Here is an 8,196-nt window from a genome sequence, read left to right as displayed (position 1 = left end):
GGCCCTCGAGGAGCACGCGGCCGTGCTCGGCGTGCCGCGGCTCGACGCCGTCCTCGACGCGCTCCTGCTCGCCGGCGGCCAGGTCGTCGGGGTGCGGGCCGGCGGGCGCGAGCTGCGGGCCCGTGCGGTCGTGCTGGCCACGGGCGGGCTCGGCCACGCCTACGCCACCACCACCAACCCCACCGGGGTGACCGGCGACGGGCTCGCCCTGGCACTGCTGGCAGGGGCGACGCTGGCTGACGTCGAGTTCGTGCAGTTCCACCCCACCGCGCTGTGGACCGGAGCGGCGTACGGCCAGGTGCCGCTGGTCACCGAGGCGCTGCGCGGCGAGGGCGCCGTGCTGCGCGACGTCGCGGGCCGGGCGTTCATGCAGGGCGTGCACCCGCTCGCCGACCTCGCCCCGCGCGACGTGGTCGCGCGCGCCGTGCACCGGGCGACGCGGCGCGACGGGCGCTCGCACGTCTGGCTCGACACGAGCCCGGTGCCCGACGTGGCCTCGCGGTTCCCGACGGTCGTCGCGGCCTGCCGGGCGCACGGCATCGACCCGGCATCGATCCCGGTGACCCCGGCCGAGCACTACCTGTGCGGCGGCGTCGTCGTCGACCCGGTCGGTGCGACCGACGTGCCGGGCCTGTACGCCGTCGGCGAGGTCGCGGCGTCCGGGGTGCACGGCGCCAACCGGCTGGCGTCCAACAGCCTGCTGGAGGGGCTCGTGCTCGGCCGCCGGCTGGGCGACCACCTCGCGGCGGGGCTGCCCCGTGACGCGCGGGGCAGCGTCGAGGTAGCCGCGACGGCCCCGGCCACCGGGGTGTCGGCGCGAGCCCGCGACCTGCTGAGCAGCGCGGGTGGGTTGGTGCGTGACGCCGTCGGGCTGGCCGACGGCCGCCGGGCCCTGCTCGCCGAGCCGACCCGGGAGGTCACCTGGCTGGTGGCGGCCGCCGTCCTCGCGGCCGCGGAGGCCCGGCGCGAGAGCCGGGGCGCGCACCTGCGCTCGGACGCCCCCGAGCCGCTGGACTGGTGGCGCCGCCGGGTGCTGGTGAGGGTCGACGGGACCGGGGTGCCGCAGGCGCACGGCGACCGGCGGGAGCGGGCGGCGTGAACGCCCGCGACCTGCTGGCCGAGGTGGGCCTCGACCCCGACGAGGTGCTCGGCCTGCTGCGCGCGACCCTGGCCGAGGACCTGGGCGACGACCGCCGCGACCTGACCTCCGAGCTCACGGTGCCGGTCGACGCGCGGCTCCACGTCGCCTGGGTCGCCCGTCAGCCCGGCACCGTCGCAGGGCTGCCCGTCGTCGCGGCGCTGGTGTCACTGGTGACGGGGACCGAGCCCGTGCTCCTGGCGTCCGACGGCGAGCGGGTCGTGGCCGGTCAGCGGCTGGCCGAGCTCGAGGCGCCCGCCCGCGAGGTGCTGCTGCTCGAGCGCACCTCGCTCAACCTGCTCGGTCACCTCAGCGGCGTCGCCACCGCCACCCGGGCGTGGGCCGACGCGATCGAGGGCACCGGCGCGCGCGTGCGCGACACCCGCAAGACGATGCCGCTGCTGCGCTCGCTGCAGAAGCACGCCGTGCGGTGCGGCGGCGGCACCAACCACCGGGTGGGCCTCTTCGACGCGGTGCTCGTCAAGGACAACCACGTCGCCGCCGCGGGCGGCGTACGGGCGGCAACGCGTGCGGCCGTCGGCGCCCCGGTGGTCGTGCAGGTCGAGGTCGATGACCTGGCCCAGCTCGACGACGCCCTGGCCGAGGGAGCGCCGCAGGTGCTGCTCGACAACTTCTCGCTCGACGACCTGCGCACCGCCGTCGAGCGGGTACGCCGCGTCGCCCCCGGCACCGTCGTCGAGGCCTCCGGCGGCCTCACCCTCGACCAGGCCCGCGCCGTCGCCGAGACCGGGGTCGACCTGCTCGCCGTCGGCGCGCTCACCCACTCGGTCGTCTCGCTGGACGTGGGGCTGGACGAGGTCGGCTGACGCGGGGGCTTTTCGAACGAAAAGCCCCCGACACGCCGGTGCGCGAGGAGCGGATCGGTCGGATCGTCGCCGGCGGCGGTGCTTTTCGTTCGAAAAGCACCGCAGCGCGGCCCCGGACCTCCGGAACCGCGCTGCGAGCGGGAGTCAGGCGCTGGGCTTGACCGCGAGCACCGGGCAGGCGGCGTCGAGCAGGACCCGCTGGGAGACCGAGCCCATGAGGGCCTTGCCGACGGGGCTGCGGTGGCGGATGCCGACCACGACCAGCTCGGCGTCGGTCTCCTGCGCGACCTGGAGCACGAGGTGGGCGATGTCGGGCACCACCTCGCGGCGGACCTCCACCTCGACCCCGGAGCTGCCGAGATGGTGCTGGAGCGACTCGACCTCGGCGTCCTGGGCGAAGCGGGTGTCGACCAGGGCGTCGCCCCGGGTGCCGTTGACGACCACCAGGCGGGTGCCGCGTCGGACGGCCTCGGCGGCGCCCGCCTCGAGGGCGGCGGCGCCGAACTCGTCGGCGCTGTAGGCCACGACGACGCTCACATCGACACCTCCTGCCGGTTGCGGTCCATCGCCTCGAGGGCCTCGTCCTTCTTCGGCCGGACCACCTGGACGACCGTCCAGGCGAGGACCAGCGCGACGATGACGTAGCAGACGATCGCCGTCGGCTCGCCCCACAGCGTGGAGTAGTCGCCGCGCGAGATCTCGAGGGCCTCCGAGAGCTGCTCCTCGAGCCGGGGGCCGAGGATGACGCCGATGATGAGCGGCAGCACCGGGATGCCGAAGCGCCGCATCGCGTAGCCCAGCAGGCCGAGCACGAGCAGCAGGCCGAGGTCGAACGACGACGTGCCGGCGGCGTACGCGCCGAGCGTGGCGAAGAACAGGATGCCGGCGTAGAGGTAGGGCCGCGGGACCTGCAGCAGCTTGGCCCAGAGCGGGGCGAGGGGCAGGTTGAGCACCAGCAGCAGCGTGTTGGCGACGAAGAGACTGGCGAGCAGCGCCCAGACCAGGCCCTCGTTCTCGGTCATGAACTGCGGGCCGGGCTGCAGGCCGTAGGACTCGAAGGCGACCAGGATGACGGCCGCGGTGGCGGTCGTCGGCAGGCCCAGCGCGAGCATCGGCAGCAGGGTGCCGGCCGCGGAGGCGTTGTTGGCGGCCTCGGGGCCCGCGACGCCCTCGATGGCGCCCTTGCCGAACTCCTCGGGGTGCTTCGAGAGCTTGCGCTCGGTGACGTAGGACAGGAACGTCGGCACCTCGGCTCCGCCGGCGGGAAGCGCGCCGAAGGGGAAGCCGTACGCCGTGCCGCGCAGCCACGGCATCCAGCTGCGGCGCCAGTCGGACCTGTTCATCCAGGGGCGCCCGACGGGGATGATCTCGAGCGGCTTGCGGCGCAGGTGGGCCGCGACCCACAGCGCCTCGCCGAGGGCGAAGACCGCGACGGCGACCACGACGACCTCGATGCCGTCGGAGAGCTCGGCGAAGCCGAAGGTCATCCGGGGCTGGCCGCTGGTCATGCCGACCAGGCCGATCGCCAGGCCGAGGAAGAGCGCGACGAAGCCGCGCAGCTTGGAGGAGCCGAGCACGACGGTGACCGCGACGAGCGACAGCAGCATGATCGCGAAGTACGACGGGGCACCGAGCTGCACGACCAGGGGCCCGACGTGCGGCGCCAGGACGATCAGCAGGATCGTGCCGATGGTGCCGGCGATGAAGGACCCGATGGCGGCCGTGGCGAGGGCCTGGGCGGCCCGGCCGGTCTTGGCCATCTTGTTGCCCTCGAGCGCCGTGATGACCGACGAGGACTCGCCCGGGGTGTTCAGCAGGATCGAGGTCGTCGAGCCGCCGTACATGCCGCCGTAGTAGATGCCGGCGAACATGATCAGCGCGCTCTCGGCGGGGACGCTGTAGGTGACGGGCAGCAGCAGCGCCACGGTCATGGCGGGGCCGATGCCGGGCAGCACGCCCACGGCGGTGCCGAGCAGCACGCCGATGACGGCGAACAGCAGGTTGGTCGGGGTCAGGGCCGCCCCGAGGCCGTCGATCAAGAGGTCCATGTCACAGGACTCCGTTCAGGATGCCGGCGGGCAGCGGGACGCCCAGGCCGACGTAGAAGGCGTAGAACGTGCCGACCGAGAGGGCGACGCCGATCGCGACGTCACGCACCCAGTGGCGGCTGCCGAGCACCCAGGCGGCCCCGGTGAACAGGATCGCGCCGGTGATCGCCCAGCCGAGGGTCTCGATGAGGAAGACGTTGACCGACAGCACCGCGACGAGGAGCAGGAGCGTGCGACCGTCGGCGCCGCCGCTGAGGTCGACGTCCTCGCCGTCCTCGGCCTCGGGCACGTCGCCGCGCGCGGTGGCCACGGCGAGGAGCACGGCGAGCAGCAGCAGCACGCCGCCGACGACGTAGGCGAAGGTCGTCGGGGGCAGGAAGTCGGCGTTGGCCGAGACCCGCAGCTGGGTGCCGTTCCAGATGACGTAGCCGCCGGCCACGGCGAGGAAGCCCGCCATGAGGTACTGCGCGGTGTCGACCACCCGGCGGGCCCCCGAGGTGGGAGCGGGGGTGCCGGTGGTGCTCGTGGGGGGAGTCGGGTCGCTCATGGCGGGTTCCTCCTGCGTCGGCCGGTCGGCCGGGCGTCCCTGGGTGGGGACGCCCGGCGTCACGGGGTGGTGCGTGGTGCTCACACGAGGCCCAGGTCGCTCAAGGTCGTGCGGACACGGTCGTTCTGCTCCTCGAGGAACGTGCCGAACTCGTCGCCGGTGGCGAAGTTGTCGCTCCAGCCGTTCTGCTCCAGGGCGTCCTGCCAGGCCTGGGTGTCGTGCATCTCCTCGAAGGCCTCGATGTAGGCGTCGCGCTGCGCGTCGTCGATGCCGGGGGGAGCCAGCACGCCGCGCCAGTTGGTGAAGACGAGGTCGATGTCCTCCTCCGAGAGCGTCGGGGCGTCGACGATGTCGAGGCGCTCGTCGCCGGAGACCGCGAGGACGCGGAGCGAGCCGTCCTCGATCTGGCCCTCGAACTCGCCGAGGCCCGACATGCCGACGTCGATCTTGGAGCCCAGCAGCGCGGTGGTCAGCGGGCCACCGCCGTCGTACTCGACGTAGCTGACGTCCTTGGGGGTGATGCCCACGGCGTCGGCGAGCTGCATCGGGAAGAGGTGGTCGGGGCCGCCGATGCCGGAGCCGCCGCCGACGGTGATGCTGCCCGGGTCGGCCTTCCAGGCCTCGACGAAGTCGTCGACGGTCTCGAAGGGGGAGTCCTCGGGCACCAGGATCCCCTCCTGCTCCTCGATGAGGCGGGCGATCGGGACGGCCTTGTCGACCGTGGCGTCCGACTGGTTGGTGTAGGTGGCGCCCACGACGCCGAGGCCCATGGTCATGAGGAGGTCGTCGCTGCCCTCCTCGTTGAGCAGGCGCTGCATCGCGACGGTGCCGCTGGCGCCCTCGACGTTGCTGACCTCGAAGCGGCCGGTGATGCTGTCGTCCTCCATCACCTTGACCGCGGCGCGACCGGTCTGGTCGTAGCCGCCGCCGGCGGCGTTGGGGATCATCATCCGCAGGCGCTGGTCGGCCAGGTCGTCACCGGCCTCGCCGCCACCGGAGGTGACGCCGCCGCAGGCGGAGAGGGTGGCCAGCGCCACGACGCTGACGGTGGCGAGAGCGGTCCGGAGTCCACGTCCAGCAGACTTCGTGCGGCGGGGGAACAGGGTGACGGTCATCCTGCGAGCACCTCCTCGGTGAGTTCCGTGGGAGCATGTCTCGCCGCTGTGGTGCCGGTCACTGTTGCGGAAGCAAAGGAGGTTGTGGTCGTTGTGGTCACCGTCACGTCGCCCTCCTCCGGCGGTCCCGGCACGGGCCTGAGGGCGCTGCGACGCCGCGACCCGAGCCTCGCCGCGCAGGTCCTCGTGCTGCAGCTCGCCGTGGTGCTGGCGGTGCTCGCCCTCGTCGCCGTGATCTCGCTGCGCCAGTCGGGCGCGACCTTCCAGCAGCAGTCGGGCTCGCAGCTGCGCGGCATCGCCGAGTACGTCGCCGACACCTTCCAGGTCCGCACCAAGCTGGAGGAGGTGGCCGCCCCGACCACCAGCGCGGCGGCCCGCGACAGCGTCACGGAGCTGGCGCCGACGCTCGACGCGGCGCTCGCGACGACGGCGGCCGACGAGATCAGCGTGCTGGCCCCCGACGGGGAGGTGCTGGTCAGCAGCGACCCGCTGAGCGTCGGCGACCAGGACCCCCTGCCCGGCCGCGTCGGCGCCGGCTGGTCGGGGCTGCGCGACACCTCCAGCGGCACCGTGCTGGTCGCCCGGGCGCCCGTCCTCGCCGACGACGACGGGCGCGAGGGCCGCCTCGTCGGCATGGTCGTCGTCGAGCAGGTCTACCCCTCGGCGTGGGACCGGTTGACCAGCAGCGCGGCCGACCTCGCGCTGTTCCTCGGTCTCGGCACGCTGCTCGGCGTGCTCGGCACGTACGTCGTCTCGCGCGTGGTGAAGCGGCGTACCCGGGGCCTCGGGGCGGGCGAGATCTCCCGGCTCGCCGACCACCGCGAGGCGCTGCTGCACAGCATCCGCGAGGGCGTGCTCGCCGTCGGCACCGACGGGCGGGTCACGATGGTCAACGACGCGGCGCTGGCGCTGCTCGGCCTGAACGACGACGTCGTCGGCCGCCCGGTGTCCGACCTCGGGCTCGACGCCCAGGTGGTCTCGCTGCTCGACGGCTCGGCCTCGGCCGACGAGGACGCCGTCGCGGTGGTGGGCGAGCGGGTGCTGGTCTTCAACCGTCGGCAGGCCTCGAGCCGCGGCGAGGGCATCGGCACCGTCACCACGATGCGCGACCGCACCGAGCTGGTCTCGCTGCAGGACCAGCTCTCCACCAACCTGTCGATCACCGACACCCTGCGGGCGCAGACCCACGAGTTCAGCAACCAGCTGCACACCATCTCGGGGCTCGTCGAGCTGGGCGAGCACGACGAGCTGAAGGCCCTCGTCGGCACCCTCGCCCGCCGGCGCGCGGCGCTGACCGACCTGGTGACCGAGCGGGTCGCCGACCGTGCCGTGGCCGCCCTGCTCATCGCCAAGTCGAGCACGGCCGCCGAGCGCGGCGTCGAGCTCGAGCTGACCGAGGACTCGGTGCTGCGGGCGCTCGACCCGGTCGACTCCGCCGACCTCATCACCGTCGTGGGCAACCTCGTCGACAACGCCGTCGACGCCTGCGCCGGCCGCGAGGAGGCCGTGGTGACGGTCGCGCTGCAGAGCGGCACGGGGGCGGTGCACCTCGAGGTCGCCGACACCGGTCCGGGGGTGCCCGTCGACCTGCGTGGGGCGATCTTCGTGCGCGGCTTCTCCACCAAGCCCGAGGTGCTCGGCGGCCGCGGGATCGGGCTGCCGCTGGTGCAGCTGATCTGCGCGCGGCGCGGCGGGAGCATCGAGCTGCACCACCGGGGCGGCCCCGGCTCCGGGGCGGTCTTCTCGGTGCGGATGCCGCTGCTCGTGCCGGGGTCGGCCGTCGTCACGCCCCAGGAGGTGGGCTCGTGATCACCGTGCTCGTCGTCGACGACGACTTCATGGTCGCCAGCGTGCACACGCGCTTCGTGCAGCGCGTCGAGGGCTTCGAGGTGGTCGGGGCCGCCCGCAACGGGGCCGAGGCGCTGCACCTCGTCGCCGAGCTCGATCCCGACCTGGTGCTGCTCGACGTGCACCTGCCCGACATGAGCGGCCTCGACGTGCTGGCGCGGCTGCGCGCCGACGGCAACCACGTCGGCGTCGTGATGGTGACCGCGGAGCGCGGCGCCGACGCCGTGCGGGCGGCCCTGCACGGCGGCGCCATGCAGTACCTCGTCAAGCCCTTCGAGCACGCCGACCTCGTGGCCCGGCTGCAGCAGGTGGCGACGGTCATCCGCTCGCTGCGCGAGGAGGCCGACGGCGAGAAGGGCATCGACCAGAGCGCCATCGACCAGGCCTTCGGCACCGGTCCGGGCGAGCTGGTCACGGCCACCGGCAAACGGCTGCCCAAGGGGCTCTCCGGCGAGTCGGGCGTCCTCATCGAGGGCCTGCTGCGCGAGGTCGACGACGTCTCGGCCGCCGAGGCGGGTGAGCGGCTCGGCATGTCGCGGGTCAGCGCGCGGCGCTACCTCGAGCACTTCGTGACCACCGGGCGGGCCGAGGTGCGGCTGCGCTACGGCACGGCCGGTCGTCCGGAGCGGCGCTACCGGCGCTCGGGGGCCTGACCGACCCCTGCTACGTTGCT

General features: G+C 73.9%; 8 protein-coding genes. 4 read left to right on the top strand and 4 right to left on the bottom strand.

The annotated features are described in order from the left end of the window. Both ACYU8I_RS16395 and nadC read left to right on the top strand, forming a co-directional pair. Positions 1–1,099: FAD-binding protein (locus tag ACYU8I_RS16395; protein ID WP_460842874.1), on the top strand; the 1,099-nt coding region annotated here is incomplete at its 5' end. Continuing rightward, on the top strand, positions 1,096–1,965 hold the full coding sequence (gene nadC / locus ACYU8I_RS16390; RefSeq protein WP_460842872.1) for a carboxylating nicotinate-nucleotide diphosphorylase: 870 nt from the start codon (positions 1,096–1,098) through the stop codon (positions 1,963–1,965). The genes ACYU8I_RS16395 and nadC, both read left to right, overlap by 4 nt. 144 nt (positions 1,966–2,109) lie before the next feature. Here nadC and ACYU8I_RS16385 read toward each other — a convergent pair whose 3' ends face one another. From ACYU8I_RS16385 to ACYU8I_RS16370, 4 genes are all read right to left on the bottom strand, one after another. Then, entirely contained in the window at positions 2,110–2,502 is a 393-nt protein-coding gene (locus ACYU8I_RS16385; protein WP_460842870.1) for a universal stress protein, read from the bottom strand. Next, complete coding sequence (locus ACYU8I_RS16380) at positions 2,499–4,013, bottom strand: tripartite tricarboxylate transporter permease (protein WP_460842868.1); 1,515 nt, start codon at positions 4,011–4,013, stop codon at positions 2,499–2,501. Before ACYU8I_RS16380 ends, ACYU8I_RS16385 begins: the two co-directional genes overlap by 4 nt. Before the next feature lies 1 nt (position 4,014). After that, positions 4,015–4,560, bottom strand: coding sequence for a tripartite tricarboxylate transporter TctB family protein (locus ACYU8I_RS16375; RefSeq protein WP_460842867.1), 546 nt, complete (start codon positions 4,558–4,560; stop codon positions 4,015–4,017). A gap of 80 nt (positions 4,561–4,640) precedes the next feature. Then, positions 4,641–5,597, bottom strand: a complete 957-nt coding sequence (locus ACYU8I_RS16370) for a Bug family tripartite tricarboxylate transporter substrate binding protein (protein WP_460842865.1) — start codon at positions 5,595–5,597, stop codon at positions 4,641–4,643. 171 nt (positions 5,598–5,768) lie between these two features. Here ACYU8I_RS16370 and ACYU8I_RS16365 point away from each other — a divergent pair, with 171 nt between their 5' ends. Together ACYU8I_RS16365 and ACYU8I_RS16360 are read left to right on the top strand one after the other, a co-directional pair. Continuing rightward, the gene (locus ACYU8I_RS16365) at positions 5,769–7,484 is read left to right on the top strand and encodes a sensor histidine kinase (RefSeq protein ID WP_460842863.1); all 1,716 of its coding nucleotides are present in this window, start codon (positions 5,769–5,771) and stop codon (positions 7,482–7,484) included. Beyond that, positions 7,481–8,176, top strand: coding sequence for a response regulator (locus ACYU8I_RS16360; protein ID WP_460842861.1), 696 nt, complete (start codon positions 7,481–7,483; stop codon positions 8,174–8,176). The genes ACYU8I_RS16365 and ACYU8I_RS16360 overlap by 4 nt, the downstream gene beginning before the upstream one ends. The last annotated feature ends 20 nt before the right edge of the window (positions 8,177–8,196 follow it).

The sequence above is a fragment of the Nocardioides marmoraquaticus genome, from assembly GCF_054777915.1.
The sequence above is the reverse complement of the archived record's forward strand: the minus strand, read 5'-3'. Positions and strand labels throughout refer to the sequence as shown.

Excerpts from the sequence above, each read along its gene's own strand:
- ACYU8I_RS16380 (WP_460842868.1), bottom strand. The coding sequence starts at position 4,013 with ATGGACCTCTTGATCGACGGCCTCGGGGCGGCCCTGACCCCGACCAAC.
- ACYU8I_RS16375 (WP_460842867.1), bottom strand. The coding sequence starts at position 4,560 with ATGAGCGACCCGACTCCCCCCACGAGCACCACCGGCACCCCCGCTCCC.